We start from the raw sequence: 917 nt of genomic DNA on the forward strand, positions 1-917 counted from the left end.
GCGACGATGGCGTCTGGTCGCGCGAAGCCCGGCCGCTCGCGGTGCGCGCGCCGGATCTCGCCCCGCTTTACACCGAGCATGGCCAGCGCGACATCGCCGTCATCCCTGTGACGCCGCCGGACCATGCCGAGGCGGCCGCGATCGACATCACGATGCTCGCCGATGTCGACACGTTCGCGATGAATGATATCCGGCCCGGCGACGAGTTTCTGTGCCTGGGCTATCCCAAAGGGATTACGGCCAATGACGCGGGCTTTCCGATCCTGCGGTCCGGCCGGATCGCCTCCTATCCTCTGTCCCCGCCCACGCAGTATCCCACCTTCCTGATGGATTTCGCGGTCTTTGCAGGCAACAGCGGCGGGCCAGTCTATATGGCGGAGCGGGCGCGGCGGCGGGCGGGATCGCTGGAGTTCGAAAACGCCCAGTTCATCGCCGGCATGCTGGCCCAGCAGGTCGTCCTGACCGAAGAGCGCCTCGAGATCGGCATCGTGATCCACGCCATGTATGTGCGCGAGGCCCTGCAGAAACTGCGCGTGGCCCCACTCAACGCGGCGGTGGCCTAGGCTCTAGAGCGACGCAAGCCGGGCGTAGCGCCGGATCTCTGCGGCCGCCACATCCTCGTCCCGGCGGGTTTTCTTGCGCGGCGCCGCAGGCTGGTAGGCGACCGCCGCATGCTCCTCGCAATAGACCTTGCCGTCGGCGGTGTGCTTGCCGCAGAAGCCAAAGCCGGGCGAGCCGGGGTCGCCCACCGGCCATTTGCACATGCCGGGCTTCAGACCCAACACGTCGACGGTGGCCACATCGTCGCTGAGGCGCGGGCTGGGGCGCGCGGCGAGCGGCGCCGGGGACGGCGCAGCGACCGGGACAATCGCGATCGTGCGGGGCGGCAGTCCGGGCGAGGCCGGCGTGACGATCCG

The 917-nt window shown here is 69.1% G+C and carries 2 protein-coding genes; one reads left to right on the top strand and one right to left on the bottom strand.

The genetic code is table 11. The features are described 5' to 3' along the window. Positions 1–563, top strand: a 563-nt coding sequence (locus tag ACLD7X_RS17150) for a hypothetical protein (RefSeq protein WP_411424900.1), incomplete at its 5' end; no start/stop codon positions are given. A gap of 3 nt (positions 564–566) precedes the next feature. Here ACLD7X_RS17150 and ACLD7X_RS17155 read toward each other — a convergent pair. Beyond that, the coding region (locus ACLD7X_RS17155; RefSeq protein ID WP_411424901.1) for a GcrA family cell cycle regulator at positions 567–917 on the bottom strand (351 nt) is incomplete at its 5' end.

Source organism: Aphanothece microscopica RSMan92, assembly GCF_046613545.2.
Classification (GTDB): domain Bacteria; phylum Cyanobacteriota; class Cyanobacteriia; order PCC-6307; family Cyanobiaceae; genus NIES-981.